Here is a 21,366-nt window from a genome sequence, read left to right on the forward strand (position 1 = left end):
ATGCCCGACGAGCTCCTTGATCGCCTGCGTCGTTTTCACGACGACGCCTTTCCCCAGTACCGCGAACAGTTCCAGACGCTGGTGGACGAGGGGCAGCACCCCACCACGTTGTTCATCGGCTGTTCCGACTCGCGCCTGGTGCCCTACCTGTTGACCGGCGCGGGCCCGGGGGAGCTTTTCCTGGTGCGCAACGTGGGTGCGTTCATCCCGCCGTATGACGGATCTCACGGCCACCATGGCACGACGGCTGCCATTGAGTTTGCAGTGCTCAACCTGCACGTGCGCCGCATCGTGGTGTGCGGCCACAGTCACTGTGGGGCTATCAAGGCGATGTATGGTGAGGTTTCGCCCGAAGCGCCCAACCTGAACCGCTGGCTGGACCTGGGGCGCGAGGCCCTGTTGCCCATGCAGGCGGGCCCCGAGGTGCTGCGCCGCACTGAGCAGCGCGCCGTGGTGCTGCAGCTCGAACGCCTCATGGAGTACCCCATGGTGCGCAGCCGTGTGCAGTCAGGGCAGATCAGCCTGCACGGCTGGCACTACGTGATCGAGGAAGGAGAAGTCCATGTGTTTGATGTCAAGACGGGCGGTTTTGTGCCGGCCTCGCTGGCGGACAACAGCGGCACCGGCCCCTACCACCCTTACGTGGAGCATGATGGGCAAGTTCTTCTGGACGAGCTTTGACCTTGTCCGGCATTCTCGCGGCAGATCCGTGAGGAATGAGGCCCTCTTGATGGAACGCAAGACCTCACAGGCGTGAAACCCAAATCATCGGCCCCCATGAAACGCGAACCTCAGCCCCCCCTCAAGCCCACCTCGTCCCTGCAGCCCATCAGCCTGGATGTGCTGCGGGAGAAATACCTCAAACCTGGCGAAACCTCCGCCGACGAGCTGTACCAGCGTGTGGCGCGGGCTCTGGCCTCGGTCGAAAAACCGGAGCTGCGCGACAAGTACGAAGCCTTGTTCCTCGCCAACCTGAAGGCAGGCGCCATCGGCGCGGGCCGGATCATGAGCGCAGCAGGCACCGACATCCAGGCGACCCTCATCAACTGCTTTGTGCAGCCCGTGGGTGACTGCATCCAGGGCGTGGATGACGAAGGCTTTCCGGGCATCTACGAAGCGTTGCGTGAGGCGGCCGAGACCATGCGCCGTGGCGGGGGCGTGGGCTATGACTTCTCCCGCATCCGTCCCAAGGGCGCACAGGTGAAGGCCACCGCCTCCATGGCATCGGGGCCGTGCAGCTACATGAACGTGTTCGACCAGTCCTGCTCCACCGTGGAGAGCGCGGGCGCGCGGCGGGGGGCGCAGATGGGCGTGCTGCGCATCGACCATCCCGATGTGCACGAGTTCATCACGGCCAAGCGCACGCCAGGGCGCTGGAATAACTTCAATGTGTCGGTGGGCGTTTCGGACGAGTTCATTGCAGCCGTGCAGAAAAACGCACAGTGGGAGCTGGTGCACAAGGCTCGCCCCGGCGCTGCGTTGCTCGCCCAGGGCGCCCACCAGCGTGCAGACGGCCAGTGGGTGTATGCCACCGTGCCCGCACGCGAGCTGTGGGACACCATCATGAAGTCGGCCTACGACTTTGCCGAGCCCGGTATCCTGTTCCTGGGGCGCATCAACGAAGACAACAACCTGCGCTATTGCGAAGACATCGCGGCGACCAATCCTTGTGTGACAGAAGACACCTGGGTCATGACCACTGAAGGGCCTGCGCAAGTGGCTGACCTGGTAGGGCGCCCGTTTGTAGCGGTGGTGGATGGGCGCGCTTACCGGGTCGAGAGTCATGGCTTCTTCAAGACCGGCACCAAACCCGTGCTGCAGTTGCAAACCGAAGAGGGGCATGTACTGCGCCTTACCGCAGACCATCGTGTGCGCCGCGTGGCGCGCAAGACCCGTTACTGCCTGGAGGTGGAATGGACGGAGGCGGCGCAGCTGCAGCTGGGCGATGAGGTTGTGCTGCACGACCACCGGGCCTTTGCGGGCTGGGGCGGTGCAGGCACGCAGGCAGAAGGTTACCTGCTGGGTTTGTTGATTGGTGACGGAACCCTCAAGGCCGACAAGGCCGTGATTTCGGTATGGGCGCCTGAGCTGAAAGCCGTGGGACAGGGCACGGTAGCTTTCGCGGCCACCGGGGCGGACGGCATCATGCGGGCCGCCATGGCTGCGGCGGCTACGTTGCCGCACCGTGCAGATTTCAAAGGCTTTCAGCGGCCTGTGACTGGACGCGGTGAGACACGGCTGGCCAGTGCGGCGCTCTGGAAACTCGCGCACGAACTGGGCATGGCGCCAGGCCACAAGGCGATCACGGTTGCCATGGAGCGGCAATCGTCTGCCTTTGCGCAGGGCCTGCTGTCTGGGCTGTTCGATGCCGATGGATCGGTACAAGGTGCGCAGGACAAAGGCTTGAGCGTGCGCTTGTCGCAAAGCGACGAGGCCTTGCTGCAAACTGTGCAGCGCATGTTGTTGCGCATGGGTATCGCTTCCACGCTGTACCGCAACCGTCGCCCGGCGGCTGAGCGCAACCTGCCCAATGGCAAAGGGGGCATGCAGACCTACGCTACGCGTGCGCAGCACGAACTGGTCATTAGTGGGGACAACCTCGCGGTATTTGCCGAGCGGGTGGGCTTTTGTGACACAGACAAAGCGGCGCGTTTGCAAGAGGGGCTGGCGCAGTACCGGCGTGCACTCAACCGCGAGCGGTTCACCGCCACCGTGCAGGCTTTGGTGGATGCCGGGGTGGAAGATGTTTACGACGTCACCGTGGCAGATGTGCATGCCTTCGACGCCAACGGCATCGTGGTGCACAACTGCGGCGAACAGCCGCTGCCGTCTTATGGCTGCTGTGATTTGGGCCCCATCATCCTCACCCGCTTTGTACGCCACCCCTTCGGTTTTGGCGGGGTTGCTGCGTTTGATTTCGATGCGTTTACCAAAGCCGTGGCGCTGCAGGTGCGCGCGCTCGACAACGTGCTCGATGTGACCTACTGGCCGCTGCCGCAGCAGCGCGACGAGGCGATGGCCAAGCGCCGCATTGGTGTGGGCTTTACCGGAATGGGCAACACACTGGCCATGCTGTGCCTGCGCTACGACCTGCCCGAGGGCCGCACGATGGCTGCGCGGATTGCCGAGTACATGCGCGACGCAGCGTATGCCGCATCGGTGGACCTGGCGCGTGAGAAAGGAGTGTTTCCGAAGTTCGATGCCAACGGCTATCTGGCCGAAGGCACGTTTGCCAGCCGCCTGCCGGAGTCGCTCCAAGCTGCCATCCGCCAGCATGGCATCCGCAATAGCCATCTGCTCTCCATCGCACCCACGGGCACCGTGAGCCTGGCCTTTGCCGACAACGCTTCCAACGGCATCGAGCCGCCGTTTTCGTGGATGTACAAGCGCAAGAAGCGCGAGTCCGACGGCAGCACGACCGAATACGCGGTGGAAGACCATGCCTGGCGCCTGTACCGCGAGCTGGGCGGGGATGTGGAGGCGTTGCCGGACTATTTCGTCTCGGCCCTCGCCATGCCCGCCGAAGGCCACATCGCCATGATGGAGGCCGTGCAGCCCTTTGTGGACACGGCCATCTCCAAGACTGTCAACATCCCTGCCGACTACCCCTACGAAGGGTTCAAGGACCTGTACCTTCAGGCCTGGCGCGCCAAGCTCAAGGGCCTGGCCACCTACCGACCCAACGCCATCCTGGGGTCGGTGCTGGAGACCCACGCTGCACCTGCGCCCACGCTTGCTGCTGCGCCCATGGTGCCACCCGCACCCCCGGTGGATCCCATGCGCACCGTCATCGAAAGCCGCCCCCAAGGCGGTCTCTCTGCCGTGGCGGAGAAGCTCGAATACTGGACGCAAGAGGGGCACAAGACCCTGTACCTCATCGTGTCCTTCCTGCCCGTGCCCACGGGCGTGGGCAACGGTACGGTGGACCGCGCCATCGAGTTCTTCATGCCCGTGGGCCAGAGCGGCGAGTCGCAGCAGTGGATCACGTCCAGCATGCGCATGTTGTCGCTCGCAGCGCGTGGCGGCTTTTTGGAGCGGGCGCTGTCGGACATGCGCAAGGTCGCCTGGGACCGCGGCCCCGTGCGCCTGGGCACCCATCGCAAGGACGACGGCACGCTGGTGCCCATGTGGCACGACTCCGAGGTGGCGGCAATGGCCTATGCCATCCAGAACATCCTGGCGCGCCGCGTGGCCGACCCGGTACAGCAGCAGCTGCCGCTGGATGAGCCTGCACCGCCCCCGGTGGCTGTGCCCCAGGCCATGGCGGGCAAGAAATGCACCGAATGTGGCGCCCATGCCGTGATCCGCAAGGATGGTTGTGACTACTGCACGCAGTGCGGGCATCTGGGGACCTGCGGGTGACCTCTCGGCCCGTCATCCCCCTGCGCACCGCGTCGGGAAAACCGTCGCCGGAGATGCTGGCGTCGCTGGACAGGCAATGGCGCTGGCGCTATCTGATGCTGGCACCGCACCGGTTGGGGTTTTTCCTAGCCATGGTGGTGCTGGTGGTGTCAGGGGGGTGGTGGGCGTTGGTGCAGGTGGCGCGGTCCAGCGGTGGGTGGGGGCTTTACTATGCAGTGTCTCCCACACTGGTGCACTCGGCCGTGATGGCGTTCGGATTCATTCCCCTGTTCTTTTCCGGCTTCCTGTTCACAGCAGGCCCTAAATGGCTCGGGGTGGAGCCTTTGCCAGTGGAGGCGATTCGCGCACCGCTGGTGGCGCAGGCGGTGGGGTGGCTGTTGTGGCTGGCGGGCGCGCACCTGTGGGTGGGCGTGGCGCTGGTCGGGTTGGCGGTGGCGACGGCGGGCCTCGTCTGGATGACCGCGCAGTTCTGGGGGCGTGTGCGGCGCAGCCAGGCCGAGGACCAGTTACATGCTCGCACCATCGCTTGGGCTTGTACGCTGGGATGCATCAGCCTTGTTGGGCTGTGGCTGGGGCTGGCTGTGGGCACCCATGCGCTCGCACGTGCCTGGGTCTTCACCGGCCTGTGGGGGTTTGTAGTGGTGGTGTATGTCACGGTGGCGCACCGCATGATTCCATTTTTCACCTCCAGTGCCATGCCCATGGTGCAGGCCTGGCGGCCTTTCTGGGTGCTGTGGCTGATGCTGGCGGCCGCCGTGCTGCAGGTGCTGGCGGTGTGGCTGGATTGGCTCGGGTTGCCTGCCAGCGCTGCGGGGCCGGCCTGGGGGTTGGTGCACGGCACGCTGCAGTTGGTGATCGGGGGCGTGCTGGTCTGGATGGCCTGTGTCTGGGGGCTGGTACAAAGCCTCAAGAACAGGTTGCTGGCCATGCTGCATATCGGTTTCCTGTGGCTCGGCCTTGCCTTTCTGCTCGGAGGGCTTTCGCGGTGGCTGGCGTGGGGCTATGGCATGGGAACCCTGGGCCTGGGAGCGCTGCATGCCCTGACCATGGGCTGCCTGGCATCGCTGATGCTGGCCATGGTGACGCGGGTGTCGTGTGGGCACAGTGGCCGTGCGCTGGTTGCTGACCACACGGCGTGGACATTGTTCTGGCTGCTGCAGGTGGCTACCGTGTTGCGCATTGCGGCAGAAGTGCCGGGCGTTTTTGGCATGGCGTGGGTGTGGGTGCTGCCGGTGGCGGCTTTCCTGTGGGCCGCCACCATGGGCGTATGGGGTGTGCGGCTGGGCCGGTGGTACGGTTGCCTGCGGGCCGACGGCCGGCCGGGCTGAAGAAGCTTCTTTCAAGGACCTGTGATGGCTGTCATTCCCTGGCCTTTGCACCATGCCCCCCGGCAGGTGCCAACTGCTGCGCTCCCGCCAGACGATACCGCCGCCATGGCCGCCGCGCTGATCCACTCGCGCCAGACCATCCTGCCTAAACGCCTGACTGCTCCCGGACCCAGTGCGGGGGAACTGGCCCAGATTCTCAGCGCTGCGGCCCACGCGCCGGACCACGGCCAATTGACGCCCTGGCGTTTTGTGCTGGTGCCCGCCGCCGCGCGGCCGGCGTTGGCCGACGTGTTTGCGCAGGCTCTGTGCGAACGAGATCCTGCCGCCACGCCCGAGCAGGCCGAGCAGGCCCGCGAAAAGGCCTACCGTGCCCCGGTACTCATGCTGGTGGTGGTAGATAGCCAGTGCGGCGACCCCGCCATCGACCTGTCAGAGCGCTTGGTGTCCGCTGGCTGCGCAGTGCAGAACATGTTGCTCATGGCCACTGCACAGGGCTTCGGATCGGCCCTCACCAGCGGCAAGGCCCTCAAGTCCCCCGGATTGCGCGGCTTGTTCCAGCTGGACGCCTGGGAGCAGGCGCTGTGTTTTGTCAGCATTGGCACCGTGCAATCGCGCAAGGCGGCGCGTGCTCGACCTGTAGTAGACAGCTATGTGAGCACGCTAGACCCGCAAAAGGGCGTGGTGCCAGGCTTCTGAGAAGACCGAGCCTTCCTCGCAGCATTTTTAATTCATCGAAATTTTTTATGAACATTTCCAGCTTCGACGATCTACTTGAGGCGGCACGCATGCAGCCTGAACCCCAGCGGCTCCTGTTCGTGTTTGCTGCCGTTGAATTGCCCGACGATGCCACCCCCGCGCAGCGGGCCCGGTATGAAGCCGGGCAGGGCGGCGCGCTGGTGCCACTGATGTGCGTGGACAAGACGCCACAGGAGCTGCCTTCGTTCGACGCGCTGGTCGGTGAGGCCAGCCAGTTCACGGCCCCTGGCCACGACTGGGCCATGGTGTTCGCAGCCGCCATGTCGGGCACCCTGAACAAGGCGCCCACCAGCGCCGATGCCGAGGCGCCTTTGCAGCGCATAGTGGATGCGATCAAGGGCGGTGCGCATGGTGCCTACATCCCCTTCGACCGCCAGGGCCAGCCCGTGCGCTTTGGGTGAGGCGAGGATGGCGTCCACTTCTGCACCTGCTCGCCACGTTCCTGGCTTCAGCGCGCCTGCAGTCGGGTTCGAAGAGCCCTTCGCCATGCTGGAGGCCTGCCACGAGCGCGTGCAGCGCACGCTGGCACTGCTGGACCGCCTGCGTGAACATGTCCGCCAGCAAGGTGCCGATGAGAGCGCGCGCCAGGCCGCGCGCGATGTGTTGCGCTACTTTGATGTCGCTGCGCCATTGCACCATGAGGATGAGGAGCTCCATGTCTTCCCGCTGTTGCTGGCCCAGGCTGCACCGGAGATGAGGACTCTGGTGCAGCGGCTGCAACAGGACCATGTCGACATGGTGGCTGACTGGGCGGCGGCGCGAGTTCCGCTACAAGCGCTGGCGCACGGGGAAATCGAAGGCTTCTCGGAATCGGCAGAGGCGATTTTTGATCGATTTGCGGCGCGCTATGCGAGCCATATCCACCACGAGGAGCGCCAGGCCTACCCAGCGGCGCTGCATCTTTTGGAGCCCGCTGTGCTGGGCAGGATGGGACAAGAAATGGCACACCGGCGGGGCGCGCCTGAGCGCTGAAAAGCTCCGCCAGTGCGCTCTGCGCGCCCAGAAAGAGGAGGCCACAGTACCCGCTTTCCATGGCGGTTTGCTTTGCGGTGGACTTGGCTGTTGTCCCTGGAGCCGCCCGGCTGGCGCTGGACGGCGGTTCAGTGCCGCGCAGGTGTTTACCATGGCGGGATGTCAATCTCTCATCTGTATCGGGAAGCACCTTGACCGACACAAAGAAACCCCATTTCGGGCAGTCCTTCAAGCCTGGCGCCATACCATCCAGCCAGCCCAGTTTCAAATTCGGAATCAATTACGGAACGGGCTTGGTTGCGGGCGTTAGATCTGTGGAGTCGCCCCTCCCCGATGATGCGACGGCGTGCAACACCCGGGGCAATGAATGGCTGATGGCCAACCGGCCCGCAGACGCTATTCGCGCCTACGACCGGGCCATCGCTCTCAAGCCCGACTACGTTGACCCCTACTTCAATCGTGGCAACGCGCTGCTACGCCTGCAGCGCAATCAGGACGCGCTGGCTTCGTTCGATCAGGCCATTGCACTCTCGCCTGGGTTGGGGCTCGCACATTACAACCGGGGAACGGTCCTGCAAACCTTGGACCGGTTGCCGGAGGCCATGGAAAGCTACCGCAAGGTGCTGGCGATAGATCCTGCGAATGTGCAGGCGCGTTTCAATCTGGGCTGCATTCACCTGCAGATGAAGCAGTTTGATGAAACCCTGGAGTGCATGGACCAGGTGATCGAACGCGCACCCGAGATACCGGAGCCGCACAACAACCAGGGCACGGCTTTGCTGAGGCTGGGCCGGTATGCAGAAGCGGTTGCTGCCTTCAGCCGGGCGCTGGAGATCAACCCGCAGTCCGCCGAGGCGTACAACAACCGTGGCGAGGCGCAACTGCAACTGAGAAATCTGGAAAGCGCACTGGCGGACGTGAGCCGCGCGATCGAGCTTCGGCCCCAGCAGGGGGAGTCCAGATTCCTCATGGGTCGGCTCTTGCGGGAGATGAAGCGGTACGACGAGGCTTTGCAGCAGTTCTATCTGGCCCAGCGCCTGCCCGCTCCTTTGGCGATGCTGCAAAGCGAGATCGTGACCGCCAAGGTCCATGGCTGTATTTGGCAAAACCTGGAGGAAGAACTGCTTCAGCTCCAGCAGGACATCCGGGCTAGGAAGCCTGTCCTTGAGCCATTCTCTGCCCTGTCCGTGTTCGACCAGCCTGCCCTCCACAAAGAGATTGCAAGCCGTCTTGTAGAACGCGATATGCCTGGCTCTGCAGCGTTGGGCGCGATTCCTGTTCGTGCGAGGGGTGAGAAGATTCGCATCGGTTACTACTCTGCAGATTTTCGCAATCACCCCTCGGCGTACTTGATTGCAGAGCTGATTGAAGTGCATGACCGCGAGCGATTTGAATTGTTTGCGTTTTCGGTCAGTCCCCAGGTGCACGACAGCATGCGCGAGCGACTGGTGGTGGCCTTTGACCATTTTCTGGATGTGCGTGAGCGTACCGATCTTGATATTGCGCAGCTTTCGCGAGAGCTTGGTATCGACATTGCTGTGGATCTGATGGGCTTTACGCAAGCGACGCGTTTGAGATGTTTTTCCTACCGGTGTGCACCCGTTCAGGTCAGCTACCTGGCGTACCCTGGCACCATCGGCGCCAGTTACACGGACTATGTGATCGCCGACAAGGTGGTGATTCCTCCCCATGCCCAGGCCGACTTCACTGAAAAAGTGGTCTATCTGCCGCACAGCTACCAGGTCAACGACTCCCAGCGGAAAGTAGCTGACCGGATATTTTCCCGCGACGAACTCGGTTTGCCCGCCACTGGTTTTGTGTTTTGCTGCTTCAACAACAACTTCAAGATCCTCCCGCCCACGTTTGACGGCTGGATGCGCATCCTCCATGCCGTTGAAGGCAGCGTTTTGTGGCTGCTGGAAGACAACCCGATTGCGGCGCGGAATCTGCGCCGAGAGGCGCAGGCCCGGGGGATTTCTGCAGACCGCCTCGTGTTTGCCAGCCGCGTGCCCATGGACCAGCATCTCGCCCGCCAGCGGATGGCCGACCTCTTCCTTGATACGCTGCCCTACAACGCGCACACCACCGCGAGCGATGCCTTGTGGGTAGGGCTGCCGGTTCTGACGTGTTCAGGACAATCGTTTGCGAGCCGAGTGGCGGCGAGCCTGTTGCATGCCGTGGGGTTGCCCGAGCTTGTCACCCAGACGCAGTCTGCATTTGAGGCCCGAGCCATAGAGCTTGCCCGCGATGTGGTGCAACTCAGGAGCATTCGGGACAAGCTGGAGGAACAGGGGCCCCAGTCGCCCTTGTTCAATGCCCGGCTCTTTGCGCGGCATATCGAGTCGGCATACACCACAATGGTCGAACGCGCGCACCAGGGGCTGCCTCCCGATGTGATTGAGGTGTGAAACTTCACGGCGCCCTTCGCGTGGGCGCGAGCCCCATGCCTTGGATTTTTCAGTTTTTTTGCCCCCTTCCATGAATCTCACCTTGTTCGGAACCGGTTATGTGGGGCTCGTTACCGGCGTATGCCTTGCGGAGCTGGGCAATGATGTCCTGTGCATCGACACGGATGCCGACAAAATTGCCACACTGCAGCGCGCAGAGATTCCAATCTACGAGCCAGGGCTGCAGGAGTTGATCGTCGGCAATGTCCGCGCCGGCAGGCTGGCGTTTTCCACCGACATGGCGCGCGGTGTTGCCCACGGTGACGTGCAGTTCATCGCGGTGGGCACGCCCTCTGCGGACGATGGCAGTGCGGACCTGAGTCATGTGTTCGAGGTGGCGGGTGCCATCGCGACCCACATGACCAGCTTCAAGGTGATCGTCAACAAATCTACCGTGCCTGTGGGCGCGGGCGAAGCGGTGCACAAGGCCGTCGCTACTGTGCTTGCCCAGCGCTGGCCCGGTGCCCATCCAGCACCTGGCTTTGCGGTGGTTTCGAACCCGGAGTTCCTCAAAGAGGGCAGTGCGATCAACGACTTCATGCGGCCTGACCGGATCATCGTTGGATTGGGTGAGTCGCCTGAAGAGCAGCGCGCTGGTGATCTCATGCGTGCGTTGTACCGTCCGTTCGGGCATGGCCATGATCGCGTTATCTGCATGGACCGCCGCAGCGCAGAGTTCACAAAGTACGCCGCCAACGCCATGCTCGCCACGCGCATCAGTTTCATGAATGAAATGGCCAATCTGGCAGATCGTCTGGGGGTGGATATCGAACCTGTGCGGGTGGGTATTGGCGCTGATCCGCGCATTGGTGACAGCTTTCTTTATCCCGGCGTTGGTTACGGTGGCAGTTGTTTTCCCAAGGACGTGACAGCGTTGCAGCGCATGGGCGATGACGTCGGGCTCCCGCTGCGGTTGTTGGCGGCGGTGGCGCAGGTCAATGAAGGACAGAAGCGGCAGCTGGTGGATAGGCTGGTGCAGCGGCTCGGCCCGGATTTTTCGGGCCAACGGTTTGCGTTGTGGGGGCTGGCCTTCAAACCCAATACCGACGACATGCGCGAGGCTCCCAGCAGGGTGCTGGTGCGTGAACTGCTGGAGCGCGGTGCGGTGCTGCAGGTGTTCGACCCGGTGGCCATGCAGGAAGCTCGCCGATGCCTGCAAGACGATTTGCAGGATCGGCCCGACCTGCTCGAGCGTATCCGTTATGCCCAAAGTCCAATGGATGCGGCGCGCGATGCCGACGCATTGTTGATCGTGACCGAATGGCAGGTGTTTCGCAGTCCTGACTTCGATGCCCTGCGGGCAGTCCTGCGGCAGCCGCTGGTCGTGGATGGGCGCAACCTCTACGAGCCTCGGTCCATGCGTGCTTTGGGGTTTGACTATCTGACGGTGGGGCGGAATGCGGTGGATGCACCTGGGGCCACCACACCATGAAGAAGGCTAAGTCAATCCTGGTGACCGGAGGCGCGGGCTTCCTCGGCTCTCATTTGTGCGAGCGTTTGTTGCAAGATGGTCATGGGGTGCTGTGCGTGGATGACTTTTCCACGGGCTCCGAAAAGAACATTGCCCACCTCCAGGCTTCGCCGCGTTTTCGTTGGCTTCGGCACGATGTCACCCAGCCGCTGGCCGCTGAGGTGGACGAAATCTACAACCTCGCCTGCCCCGCATCGCCCGTGCACTACCAGGCCGACCCCGTGCGGACCCTGCGTACCAGCGTGATGGGGGCTCTGAACCTGCTGGAGCTGGCCCGCCAGTGCAGGGCCGTCATTCTTCAGGCTTCCACCAGCGAGGTGTATGGCGACCCCAGCGTGCACCCACAGCCGGAGTCCTACTGGGGCAACGTCAATCCCATTGGCGTGCGGGCCTGCTATGACGAGGGAAAGCGCTGTGCGGAGACCCTGTTTTTCGATTACCGGCGTCAGCATGGCGTGCGCACGAAGGTGGTGCGGCTGTTCAATACCTATGGCCCCCGCATGCGCCCGGACGATGGCAGGGTGGTCTCCAACTTCATCGTGCAGGCGTTGCGCGGCGCTGACCTGACCGTATACGGCTCAGGTGACCAGACCCGCAGCTTCTGCTACGTGGACGACATGGTGGAAGCACTGGTGCGCATGATGGCAACGCCGGACGAAGTGGCGGGGCCTGTCAACTTGGGGAATCCTGGGGAATTCACCATCCTGGAACTCGCCCAGAAGGTCCTTGCTCACACGGGGGCCGCCGCCCGGATCACCCACCACCCCCTGCCGGGGGATGACCCCCGGCAGCGGCAGCCCGACATCGCGCTGGCGCACCAACTGCTGGGCGGCTGGGAGCCCCGTATGGATCTTGATGCTGGATTGCGCCAGACCATTGCTTACTTCAGAGGCGCTGGTGCCCCCTGAACCTGAAAGGCAAAGGGATGCGGCTTTTCACGTTGTCTCCCTTTCCCATTTGGACTGGTCGCCAGGTCGAAAGTGTAGGTATGGTGGCTGCAGGGTGTACTGGTCATCGACTGATGCCGTCTCACTTTCACCATGCCTGTGAATTCTTTCTTTCGCGTTCTTGCAACGCTTGTTCTGGCCCTTGCCGCCGCAGTCGGCTGCGTGGCTCTGCACACGCCCTTGCCCTGGATGATCGGCCCGTTGCTGGCGACTTCCGTCGTGTCGATCGCTGGCGGCCCTACGCAGAGCTGGGGGCCACTGCGCAATGCCGGGCAGTGGACCATTGGCGCAGCGCTGGGCCTTTATTTCACACCCCAGGTGGCGGCGCTGATCAGCGGGCTGTGGTGGGCCATCGTGCTGGGCATCGTGTGGGCGCTTTTTCTCGGCTGGCTGTTTGGTGCCTGGCTGTACAGGCTGCATGCACCGCGCATGCACGGTGTGCCTGCACCCATGCTGCGCGCCACCAGTTACTTCGCCGGTGCAATTGGTGCTGCGTCCGAGATGACCTTGCTGTCCGAGCGCGAGAACGCACGCACCGACTTGGTTGCAGCGAGCCACAGCCTGCGCTTGCTGATCGTCACCGTGACGATTCCCTTTGCCTTGCAGTGGAGCGGTCTGCAAGGCCTGGACATTCTGCCGCCCACCGTGCGGGCGGTGGACTGGCCCGGCTTGGCGCTGATGGCGCTGCTGACGGGTGCTGGTGCCCTGGTGATGGACCGGCTGGGCCGTGCCAACCCCTGGTTTATGGGCGCCATGCTCGTGTCCATGGTGCTCACGATGGCGGGCATCAGCCTGTCCGCCGTGCCGGCGGCCATGGTGAACGCAGCGCAACTGGTGATCGGTGTGAGTCTCGGAGTGCGCTTTCGGGCTGATTTCCTGCGCACGGCTCCCCGCTGGCTCGTATCCGTAGCCGCCGGTACGCTGGTGTTGATGGGGGCGTGCACGTTGTTCGCGGGCCTGCTGGCCTGGGCCACGGGGTTGCCCTGGGTCACCTTGCTGCTGGGTACTTCGCCGGGCGGGATCACGGAGATGGCGATTACCGCCAAGGTGCTGCAATTGGGCGTGCCCGTGGTCACAGCGTTTCAGGTATGCCGGTTGATGGCGGTGCTGATGCTGGTAGGCCCGCTGTACCGGCGCATCTATCCGGCAGCGGCGATCTGACCGAGGGGGCGCTCGCGTCACAATCTCCCTTTTATTGGCGCTGGAGGGTTGTCCTGGTGACGGCCGTTCCGCGTTTCTATCCGCTGCACACCCTGGATCATGAGCATTCACTACAACTTCGGAATACGCCCTCCCCAAGTGACGAAAGCCCAACTGGCTGCGTGGTTGGACCAGGCCATGCGAGCACACCGGGAGGGCGCCATTGCGCAGGCCAACCAGCTCTACAACACCATTTTGAAGAATGACCCCAAAAACGTTGGCGCCCTGCACATGCAAGGCGTTTTGGCGTACCAGGCGGGTCACTTGCAAATTGCGGTGGACCTGATCGGCCAGGCCATCAAGCTGGCTCCGGACGATGCTGCGCCCCACATCAATCGTGGGCTGGCTTTGAGCGCATTGAAGCGCCATGACGAAGCACTGGCGCATTTTGAGCGAGCCACCAGCCTGCGCCCAGATTTCGCAGAAGCCTACGTCAACCGGGGGATCACGCTCAAGGAGTTGTCGCGGCCCGAAGACGCCATCGCAAGCTACGACCGGGCCATCGCCCTTCAGCCCAGACTGGCTGCCGCCCATAACAACAAGGGTAATGCCCTTCGCCAGATGGAGCGGCTGGACGAGGCGCTGAAATGTTATGAACAGGCCTTTGCCCTGGACGGCCAGGACGTGGACGCGTGCCAGAACATGGGCATGCTGCACGCCGATGCCGGCCGTTCGGACGAGGCCCTGAAATGTTTCGATCACGTTATTGCACTGAGGCCTCAGCACGCCGAAGCCCATAACGGCAAGGGGGCGATCCTGGCGCAAAAGGAGCAGTGGACGCAGGCCATTGCGCACTTCGAGGCCGCCATTCAGGGCAACGACAAACTGGTCCAAGCCCACAAGAACCTGGGGATCGCGCAGCGCAGCCTTTTCCAACTGTCCAATGCGGTACAGGCTTTTCAGAAGGCTGCCCAACTGAGCCCACTCGACGTGGAGATCCTGGCGTTTCTAGCCCTTTCGTTGCTGGAGGCGGGGCGGTATGCAGAAGCACTTGCCGTCTACGACCAGGCGATTCGGCTGGCGCCTGAAAGGCCAGACCTGTACTACAACCGCGCCAATTTGCACATCCGGTTCAACCGGCATCAGGACGCCGTGGCCGACTACACGCAGGTGTATCGCCTCAAGCCAGATGCGAAGTATCTGCTCGGGTATCTTGCGAGCTGCAGGCTCAAGACCGGCGATTGGGGGCACTTGGCAGACGACATGGCGCAATGTGAGCGGAGCATCCGGGCCGGTGAGCTGGGTGTGAAACCCTTCATCGCGCTTTCGTTGTTCGACTCGCCCGAGTTGCACAAGCAGGCGGCACAAGCTTCCGTACAGCAGGATTTTCCTGAATCCACCGTCCTGGGGCCCATCCTTGCGCGTGCTGGCGCAGGCAAGATCCGGGTCGGTTACTACTCTGCGGATTTCCACGGCCACGCCACTTCGTATCTGATAGCGCAGCTTTTCGAAGTCCATGACCGTGAACGCTTCGAGTGGTTTGCGTTTTCGTTCGGACCTCCCGCGACGGATGCCATGCGCGCGCGTCTGGTTGCAGGTTTCGACCATTTCATCGACGTGCGCGAGCGCAGCGAGATCGATATTGCCCGCTTGTCGCGGGAGCTGGGCATCGACATCGCCATTGACCTGATGGGTTTCACCACGGGCTGCCGCTTTGGCATTTTTGCCCACCGCTGCGCCCCCATCCAGGCCGGTTATCTGGGCTACCCGGGGACGACCGGGGCAGACTATATGGACTACGTGATTGCCGACAAGGTGGTTGTGCCCCCCGACGCGCGGCGCCATTTCACCGAAAAACTCGTCTACCTGCCGCACAGCTACCAGGTCAACGACTCGCAGCGCGCGATCAGTGACCGGATGTTTACCAGGGAAGAGGCGCGGCTGCCTGCCACGGGGAGCGTGTTCTGCTGTTTCAACAACAACCAGAAGATCCTCCCGCAGGTATTCGACAGCTGGATGCGCATTCTGCAAGGGGTGCCTGACAGCGTTCTGTGGCTTCTGGCAGACAACCCTGCTGTGGAGGACAGCCTGCGGCGCGAGGCGCAGGCTCGCGGCGTGGCGGCCGAGAGGCTGGTGTTTGCACAGCGCCTGCCTCTGGGCGAGCATCTGGCGCGCCACCGGTTGGCCGACCTGTTTCTGGATACCTTGCCCTACAACGCTCACACCACGGCCAGCGATGCGTTGTGGGCGGGTCTGCCGGTGCTCACGCGGCTGGGAGAATCGTTTGCGGCGCGAGTGGCGGCCAGCCTGCTACATGCTGTGGGCCTGCCGGAGCTTGTGACCCACAGCGCTGCCGAATATGAAGTCCTGGCGATCTCGCTCGCCCAGGACCCTGCGCGCCTGAAGGCGCTGCGCGACAAACTCCAAGCGGAAAAAGCCCAGTCCCCCTTGTTCAGCACCCACCAGTTTGCGCGTGATATCGAGGCTGCCTATCTGGCGATGCATGATCGGCACCTGCAGGGGCTGCCGCCCGAGGTGATTGAGGTGTGACAACTGGGGGCGCTGCCCCAGTCTGCCAAGAATGGAGGAGACCGATCTGGGCCTCCTGGGCCATCCAGGGATGGCTGCTGTGGAGGATGCGGTCAGTGCACCACGACCGGGTTCTGTGCCAGGCCCGCATAGCGGTCCAGCGCGTCTTCCACTTCTTCCTGTGTGGGGGTGTCGCGCTGCCAGGCCAGGATCTGCTCCTGGAACATCTCGGCCCAGGAACCGTCCAGGTACACCTCTTTGCCGGAGCGCTTGTCCACGATTTCAAAGCCGTGGCGCGCGAGCTGGGGAACGGCGGGGGCGGTGTCGTTGAGCACCTGGGCGCTCTTTTTCTCCACGGCGTCGGGCAGCATGTGGACCACCACGAAGGATTCTGAGTCGTAGAGCATGTGCATCGTGTTCCCCTTGTCGATATAGATGTCAGATGACAGCGGGTGCGCAGAGTTCAAGTGGCACAGGCAAAGCCCGTGGCTTTTGTTCCCTTGCCGATGCAGTATTTCATGAAAACCCGGTGCTTCCGGTTTCGCGGGTCTATTTTGGTGGGATGGCGCTCCTGCGCAACACTTTTTAACAAGACCCCTCCAGAGCATCAAGGCGGGCCGCTGCGGCTCAGTTGCAGGTCGGCGAAGTCGCCGTTGGCTTGGGTGAGCTTGATGCGTACCGGCAGATAACCCAGTGCGGGGGCCACCCACAGTTCGGCCTTCTGGTCGTAGTCCTTGCGGGGCAGGCGCTGCAACTTGAGGGTGGGCGTGGCGCCTGTGGGCAGGTCCAGTGTTTCTGTCCCCTCGATGGTGAAGGTCCAGCGGTCGGCGCTGCGCGCGCTCACGGTGGTGAGCGTGATCTGGGTGCCGGTCACAAACCGTGCGGGATCGGCGGCGAGCAGGGCGCCGAGTTGGATGAACACACTCAGCCGGTCCTGTACCCCCGGGCCCACGGTGGCGTCCGGCGTGTTGGCGCTGAAGGTGACCCGGCCCTTGGTGTAGTCGAAGTGCGCTGCCTGCTCGCTGCGCGACCGGTCCGAGAACCGCTCCGGCAGCAGCCCCTGGGCCGTGATCGCACCCACACTGCGCTGCGCCCGGGTGCCAACCAAAAACGCGCTGATCTCCTGCCGCGCCTCGTAGCGGCTGCCATCGTGCTGCCACAGCAGCTCGGCGCGGGCGCTGTAGGCAAATTTCTTGGCCTGCCCACTCACGTCAAACGCCAGCCGTGTAGGCGGGGGCAGGCGCACAGGCGGTGGTGCCGTGTTGGGCGTGTGGTCCGTGCCAGCCCCGGGCGGGGCGATGTCCACGCCTGTTGTGGCTTCAGAGGGGAGAGGCGCTGATGATGCCTGGGCTGGTGCCGATGCAGGGGAGGCTGCCGTTGTGGGGAGCGTTTCCTCCACAACGGTCGAGACAGCTTCGGCGTGGGCGGCCAGCGCGACGTCTGCACCCGCCTCGGTGCTGGGGGCCGTGGCCTCGGTGGAGGGGGATGCAGGGGGTGGCGCCTGGGCGGCCGGGGGCTGGGGTGTTGCCCGTGCCTGTGGTTTGGGGCGCGCGGGCGGCTTGGGCGCGGCCGCAGGTTTCGCCGCAATGGGGGCAACGGCTGCCCCAGCTGCCACAGCGGCAGCGGGTGGCGGGGGGGCCGCAATGCTGCGCGTGCTGAACACTTTGCCGACAGGCGACCGGGGGCTGTCCCAAGCCAGCGGCACGCCGCTCAGCACCAGCCAGTGCAGGGCCAGCACCAGGACTGTGATGAGAAAGAGCGCGCGCCGTGGCATCTACCTGCGTGCCGGGGCCGTCAGGCGCTGCCCGCGCCCAGATCACTGGAGAGCTGGGCCGCAGCCGCGCGCAGCGGCGCGTCGATGGCGCCGCCCCACTCGGGGTCGAAGGTGGCAATGGAGCCCAGCGTGGTGATGCCCAACTCCAGGTGGCCGTCCGCGTCAAACACGGGTGCGCAGAACGCCACGATGCCGGGCAGCAAGGTATCGACCACCCGCGCGGCACCGCGTTCGCGTACCTCGGCGAGCAGGCTATTGACCTCGGTCATGGTCGAGGGCAGGTCGGTGCGGCGCATCTTCACGGCGCGGGCCAGTTCGTCTTTCAGCAGCGGCGCCACCACTTCGGGCGACATGAAGGCCGCAAAACACCGGCCGGTGGCTGACGACAGCAGCGGCATCACGTCGCCCAGGCGCAGGTTGGCGGTCACGGCCTGGGGCGATTCCTCCCAGTGCACGATGGTGGGGCCGTGGTTGCCCCACACCGCCAGCGCCAGCGTGTGGCCAATGGTTTCCATGAGCGCGGGCATGCGCTCGCGGGCCAGGCGCACGGCGTCCAGCCGCGCCAGCGATGCCAGCCCCAGCTTGAGCGCCGCCGGGCCCAGGTCATAGCGCGCGGTACGCGGGTCTTGTGTGACCAGGCCCAGGCGCTGAAAGCTCACCAGATAGCGGTGCGCCTTGGCCGCGCTCATGCCGGCCGAGGCCGCCACATCCTTGAGCATCAGCGGTCCGCGCGAGCGTGTCAGCCCCTCCAGCAGGGCAAAACCCACCTCGACCGATTGAATTCCTGCACGTTCTTTGTCCATGTGCACTAAAATTTGCGAGTTTTGTTTAGTTAAATCAATTTACCCAAGCGTAATTTTCGCTAGCGGTGCCCATCAACCCCTCTGAGACAAAGGTCCTGCCACCATGAAACTCGCTACCTACAAAGACGGCTCGCGCGACGGCCAACTGGTTGTCGTCTCCCGCGACCTGGGCACAGCCCATTATGCGACCGGCATTGCCAGCAAGCTCCAGCAGGTGCTGGACGACTGGGGCTTCCTCTCGCCCCAGCTGCAGGACCTGTACGACCAGCTCAACAGTGGCCGCGCCCGCCACGCTTTTCCCTTCGATCCCGCCCAGTGCATGGCACCACTGCCCCGCGCTTACCAGTGGGCCGATGGTTCGGCCTACATCAACCACGTGGAGCTGGTGCGCAAGGCGCGCAACTCCGAAGTGCCCGAGAGCTTCTACACCGACCCCCTGATGTACCAGGGCGGCAGTGACGACTTCATCGGCCCCTGCGACGACGTGGTGGTGCCCAGCGAAGCCATGGGCATCGACTTCGAGGCCGAGATTGCCGTCATCACCGGCGACGTGAAGATGGGCACCAACGCCGACCAGGCGCTGGACGGCATCCGCCTGGTGATGATTGCCAACGACGTGAGCCTGCGCAACCTGATCCCGGCCGAGCTGGCCAAGGGCTTCGGTTTCTTCCAATCCAAGCCCGCCACCGCTTTCGGCCCCGTGGCCGTGACGCTGGACGAACTGGGCGACGCCTGGGACCACGGCCGCGTCAACCTGACCGTGCAGTCCACCTGGAACGGCCGCAAGGTCGGCATGTGCGACGCCGGCCCTGAAATGACCTTCCACTTCGGCCAGCTGATCGCCCACGTGGCCAAGACGCGCAACCTGCGTGCGGGCTCCATCATCGGCAGCGGCACCGTGAGCAACAAGGGCATCACCGACGCCAACGGCCGCACCGAATGGCCCAAGGGCTACAGCTGCATCGCCGAAAAGCGCTGCATCGAGACCATCCAGGACGGCAAGCCCAGCACCGAATTCATGAAGTTCGGCGACACCATCCGCATCGAGATCAAGGGCAAGGACGGCGCCAGCATCTTCGGTGCCATCGATCAGACGATTGCCGCCCCGGCTGCCTGAGCATCCGGTCGGCAGAAAATTTGAACAAAAAAGGCTGCTTGCGCGCTATGGATAAGCGCAAGCAGCTATCAAATCAGTAGTATCAAGGAGACAACCCCATGCAACGCCGTACCCTCTTGTCCGCCCTGGCCGCCGCAGGCGCTACTACCGCTGCGCCCTGGGCCGCCGCCCAGTCCGCCTGGCCCGACCAGCCCCTGCGCTGGGTGGTGCCGTACCCCGCCGGTGGCGGTACCGACGTGCTGGCCCGCACCGTGGCCGAGGCCATGCGCCAGACGCTGGGCCAGCAGATCGTGGTGGACAACCGCCCTGGCGCATCCACCAACATCGGTGGCCAGATGGTGGCCACGGCCAAGCCCGACGGCAACACCTTCATGTCGGCCGACAACGCCATCCTGGCCTACAACGAACACCTGTTCACCAAGCTGCCGTTCAACCCTGAAAAGGACTTCACCTACGTGGGCGGCATCAGCCGCTTTCCGCTGGCGCTGGTGGTGCACCCGGCGTTCGAAGCCAAGACGGTGAAGGAATTCCTCGCCTACGCGCGCGCCAACCCCGGCAAGCTCAACTACGCGTCGCCCGGCAATGGTTCGCCGCACCACCTGGCGATGGAGATGTTCAAGAACCGCACCAAGACCTTCCTCACCCACATCCCCTACCGCGGCGCGGCGCCTGCGCTGCAGGACGTGATGGGCGGGCAGGTGCCGTGCATGTTCCTGGACCTGGCTGCCGGCCTGCCGGTGATCACTTCGGGCAAGGTGCGTGCCTTGGCCATCGGCTCGGCCAAGCGCGTGGCCGCGCTGCCGGACGTGCCCACCCTGGCCGAAGCCGGTGTGCCCAACACCGAGGTGTTTGCGTTCCAGGGCATCCTGGCGCCCGCCGGTCTGCCCGCTGCGATCACGGCGCGCCTGAACGGCGACCTGAACAAGGCCCTGCTCAACCCCGCCGTGGTCAAGCGCATGGCCGACTTCGGCATGGAAGCCCTGCCCGGTACGCCCGAGCAGTTCCGCGCCATGGCACGGGCCGAGTCCAAGCGCTGGGGAGAGATCATCAAAGCGGCAGGCGTGAAACTCGACTGACCCCCCTGAGCGGCTGCGCCGCTTCCCCCCAGGGGGACGCACCCGGTGGCCTGGCAAAGCCAGTTCCACGGGTGCACTCGCTTGGCGACGCGCCCTCTGCGGAGGGTGCAGCGGTGTTTCTTACTCCGGCAGGTGGCACACCGCCTCGATGTTGTTGCCCTCGGGGTCGATGACAAATGCGCCGTAATAGTGGGGGTGGTAGTCGGGCCGCAGGCCCGGGGCGCCGTTGTCTTGGCCCCCGGCTTCGATGGCGGCGCGGTAGAAGGCATCGACCTGGGCCCGCGTGGCGGCCCGCCACGCCAGGTGGCAGCCCGTGGTGGCGGGCGGGCCGCCGTAGGGCGAGGGGCCGTCGATGAACCACACATCCGCCTTCTTGCCGTCGGGCTCGGACGGAGCCGGGTAGGCATAGCCCAGCATGTTCGAGCCGTAGTTGCCTTCAAAACACAGGCTGTAGCCCAAAGGCGCGAGGGTAGCGGTGTAGAACGCCTTGGTGCGGGCGATGTCGGTGACACGGAAGGTCATGTGGTCCAGCATGGGAGGTCTCCTCGGGTTGTGGTGCCCTGATTTATACCTGAAATACTGTTTTTAAATAAGGGGTATCCACTTAGCTCCAGTGGCACCCTGGATGCTGTGTTTTTATAAGG

The 21,366-nt window shown here is 64.0% G+C and carries 17 protein-coding genes; 13 read left to right on the plus strand and 4 right to left on the minus strand.

Annotation, left to right across the window (positions count from 1 at the left end):
* The 11 genes from ACODS0_RS23685 (at position 1) to ACODS0_RS23735 (ending at position 15,973) form a co-directional block, all read left to right on the plus strand.
* Entirely contained in the window at positions 1–681 is a 681-nt protein-coding gene (locus ACODS0_RS23685; protein ID WP_436130440.1) for a carbonic anhydrase, read from the plus strand.
* Positions 682–777: 96 nt separating this feature from the next.
* Positions 778–4,362 carry an LAGLIDADG family homing endonuclease gene (locus ACODS0_RS23690; RefSeq protein ID WP_488837530.1) on the plus strand — a complete coding sequence of 1,195 codons (3,585 nt, stop codon included), beginning with the start codon at positions 778–780 and terminating at the stop codon, positions 4,360–4,362.
* Positions 4,359–5,690: an NnrS family protein gene (locus tag ACODS0_RS23695; protein ID WP_488837532.1), complete on the plus strand. Its 1,332-nt coding sequence runs from the start codon at positions 4,359–4,361 to the stop codon at positions 5,688–5,690. Before ACODS0_RS23690 ends, ACODS0_RS23695 begins: the two co-directional genes overlap by 4 nt.
* Before the next feature lie 24 nt (positions 5,691–5,714).
* Positions 5,715–6,386: a nitroreductase family protein gene (locus ACODS0_RS23700; protein WP_436130437.1), complete on the plus strand. Its 672-nt coding sequence runs from the start codon at positions 5,715–5,717 to the stop codon at positions 6,384–6,386.
* Between the two features lie 47 nt (positions 6,387–6,433).
* Complete coding sequence (locus ACODS0_RS23705) at positions 6,434–6,847, plus strand: ribonucleotide reductase subunit alpha (protein ID WP_488837534.1); 414 nt, start codon at positions 6,434–6,436, stop codon at positions 6,845–6,847.
* A 7-nt stretch (positions 6,848–6,854) separates the two neighbouring features.
* Positions 6,855–7,418 (plus strand): hemerythrin domain-containing protein, encoded by a 564-nt coding sequence (locus ACODS0_RS23710; RefSeq protein ID WP_488837536.1) that lies wholly within the window; start codon positions 6,855–6,857, stop codon positions 7,416–7,418.
* A 191-nt stretch (positions 7,419–7,609) separates the two neighbouring features.
* Complete coding sequence (locus ACODS0_RS23715; protein ID WP_488837538.1) at positions 7,610–9,826, plus strand: O-linked N-acetylglucosamine transferase, SPINDLY family protein; 2,217 nt, start codon at positions 7,610–7,612, stop codon at positions 9,824–9,826.
* Positions 9,827–9,896: 70 nt separating this feature from the next.
* The gene (locus ACODS0_RS23720) at positions 9,897–11,297 is read left to right on the plus strand and encodes a UDP-glucose dehydrogenase family protein (protein WP_488837540.1); all 1,401 of its coding nucleotides are present in this window, start codon (positions 9,897–9,899) and stop codon (positions 11,295–11,297) included.
* Positions 11,294–12,244 carry a UDP-glucuronic acid decarboxylase family protein gene (locus ACODS0_RS23725; protein WP_218299032.1) on the plus strand — a complete coding sequence of 317 codons (951 nt, stop codon included), beginning with the start codon at positions 11,294–11,296 and terminating at the stop codon, positions 12,242–12,244. The genes ACODS0_RS23720 and ACODS0_RS23725 overlap by 4 nt, the downstream gene beginning before the upstream one ends.
* 132 nt (positions 12,245–12,376) lie before the next feature.
* Entirely contained in the window at positions 12,377–13,444 is a 1,068-nt protein-coding gene (locus ACODS0_RS23730; protein ID WP_488837542.1) for an AbrB family transcriptional regulator, read from the plus strand.
* A gap of 99 nt (positions 13,445–13,543) precedes the next feature.
* Positions 13,544–15,973, plus strand: a complete 2,430-nt coding sequence (locus ACODS0_RS23735) for a tetratricopeptide repeat protein (RefSeq protein ID WP_488837544.1) — start codon at positions 13,544–13,546, stop codon at positions 15,971–15,973.
* Between the two features lie 92 nt (positions 15,974–16,065).
* Here the strand turns inward: ACODS0_RS23735 and ACODS0_RS23740 are convergent, their stop codons facing one another.
* The 3 genes from ACODS0_RS23740 to ACODS0_RS23750 form a co-directional block, all read right to left on the minus strand.
* Positions 16,066–16,365: a BTH_I0359 family protein gene (locus ACODS0_RS23740; RefSeq protein WP_055392879.1), complete on the minus strand. Its 300-nt coding sequence runs from the start codon at positions 16,363–16,365 to the stop codon at positions 16,066–16,068.
* A gap of 194 nt (positions 16,366–16,559) precedes the next feature.
* Positions 16,560–17,726 (minus strand): DUF3108 domain-containing protein, encoded by a 1,167-nt coding sequence (locus ACODS0_RS23745; protein ID WP_488837546.1) that lies wholly within the window; start codon positions 17,724–17,726, stop codon positions 16,560–16,562.
* A gap of 20 nt (positions 17,727–17,746) precedes the next feature.
* Positions 17,747–18,529 (minus strand): IclR family transcriptional regulator, encoded by a 783-nt coding sequence (locus tag ACODS0_RS23750; RefSeq protein ID WP_488837548.1) that lies wholly within the window; start codon positions 18,527–18,529, stop codon positions 17,747–17,749.
* Positions 18,530–18,632: 103 nt separating this feature from the next.
* On the opposite strand from ACODS0_RS23750, the gene ACODS0_RS23755 reads away from it, so the two are divergent.
* Entirely contained in the window at positions 18,633–19,646 is a 1,014-nt protein-coding gene (locus tag ACODS0_RS23755) for a fumarylacetoacetate hydrolase family protein (protein WP_488837550.1), read from the plus strand.
* A 98-nt stretch (positions 19,647–19,744) separates the two neighbouring features.
* Entirely contained in the window at positions 19,745–20,722 is a 978-nt protein-coding gene (locus tag ACODS0_RS23760) for a Bug family tripartite tricarboxylate transporter substrate binding protein (protein WP_488837552.1), read from the plus strand.
* Positions 20,723–20,842: 120 nt separating this feature from the next.
* On the opposite strand, the gene ACODS0_RS23765 is transcribed toward ACODS0_RS23760, so the two are convergent.
* Entirely contained in the window at positions 20,843–21,256 is a 414-nt protein-coding gene (locus tag ACODS0_RS23765) for a VOC family protein (RefSeq protein WP_121941793.1), read from the minus strand.
* Positions 21,257–21,366: the final 110 nt, after the last annotated feature.

The organism is Acidovorax sp. FG60 (genome assembly GCF_057808995.1).

Bases quoted from the DNA above. Each gene is read 5' to 3' on its own strand.
- ACODS0_RS23685 (WP_436130440.1), top strand. From the start codon at position 1: ATGCCCGACGAGCTCCTTGATCGCCTGCGTCGTTTTCACGACGACGCC.
- ACODS0_RS23690 (WP_488837530.1), top strand. From the start codon at position 778: ATGAAACGCGAACCTCAGCCCCCCCTCAAGCCCACCTCGTCCCTGCAG.
- ACODS0_RS23700 (WP_436130437.1), top strand. From the start codon at position 5,715: ATGGCTGTCATTCCCTGGCCTTTGCACCATGCCCCCCGGCAGGTGCCA.
- ACODS0_RS23705 (WP_488837534.1), top strand. From the start codon at position 6,434: ATGAACATTTCCAGCTTCGACGATCTACTTGAGGCGGCACGCATGCAG.
- ACODS0_RS23710 (WP_488837536.1), top strand. From the start codon at position 6,855: ATGGCGTCCACTTCTGCACCTGCTCGCCACGTTCCTGGCTTCAGCGCG.
- ACODS0_RS23720 (WP_488837540.1), top strand. From the start codon at position 9,897: ATGAATCTCACCTTGTTCGGAACCGGTTATGTGGGGCTCGTTACCGGC.
- ACODS0_RS23725 (WP_218299032.1), top strand. From the start codon at position 11,294: ATGAAGAAGGCTAAGTCAATCCTGGTGACCGGAGGCGCGGGCTTCCTC.
- ACODS0_RS23730 (WP_488837542.1), top strand. From the start codon at position 12,377: ATGCCTGTGAATTCTTTCTTTCGCGTTCTTGCAACGCTTGTTCTGGCC.
- ACODS0_RS23735 (WP_488837544.1), top strand. From the start codon at position 13,544: ATGAGCATTCACTACAACTTCGGAATACGCCCTCCCCAAGTGACGAAA.
- ACODS0_RS23740 (WP_055392879.1), bottom strand. From the start codon at position 16,365: ATGCACATGCTCTACGACTCAGAATCCTTCGTGGTGGTCCACATGCTG.
- ACODS0_RS23745 (WP_488837546.1), bottom strand. From the start codon at position 17,726: ATGCCACGGCGCGCGCTCTTTCTCATCACAGTCCTGGTGCTGGCCCTG.
- ACODS0_RS23750 (WP_488837548.1), bottom strand. From the start codon at position 18,529: ATGGACAAAGAACGTGCAGGAATTCAATCGGTCGAGGTGGGTTTTGCC.
- ACODS0_RS23755 (WP_488837550.1), top strand. From the start codon at position 18,633: ATGAAACTCGCTACCTACAAAGACGGCTCGCGCGACGGCCAACTGGTT.
- ACODS0_RS23760 (WP_488837552.1), top strand. From the start codon at position 19,745: ATGCAACGCCGTACCCTCTTGTCCGCCCTGGCCGCCGCAGGCGCTACT.
- ACODS0_RS23765 (WP_121941793.1), bottom strand. From the start codon at position 21,256: ATGCTGGACCACATGACCTTCCGTGTCACCGACATCGCCCGCACCAAG.